This window comes from Psychromonas sp. (genome assembly GCF_983033635.1).
Window position 1 is genome coordinate 1 of the sequence record NZ_CEZLMY010000204.1, and the last position, 313, is coordinate 313.

At 41.9% G+C, this 313-nt stretch carries 1 protein-coding gene; it reads right to left on the minus strand.

All coding sequences use genetic code 11. The features are described 5' to 3' along the window. Positions 1 to 96: 96 nt before the first annotated feature. Positions 97 to 313: helix-turn-helix transcriptional regulator (locus AC4GME_RS16815; protein ID WP_490379830.1), on the minus strand; the 217-nt coding region annotated here is incomplete at its 5' end.

Below are 313 nucleotides of genomic sequence, written 5' to 3' on the forward strand. Positions count from 1 at the left end.
CGCTTATTCCCGAAAACAAGCCAGACAAATTAAATTGCAGATCGACGTTAGAGTAAAAATCAAGGAGGTCGTTTGATCGCACCTCCCCGCTATGCATCACTCCCCCTGTAAACAGTCATCCCTTTCAACGATTCGATCTTCAATCCATTTGTCAATTTCACTTTCAACCCATGCAACCGCTCTGTCGCCTAATGATACTGACATAGGGAATGTTTTAGCCTTTATGTACTTATAAATCGTGGCACGTGCTAAGCCTGTAATGTGCATCACCTCTTTTAATCGAATTAATCTTGGTCTTTTCTTTGTCTCAGCT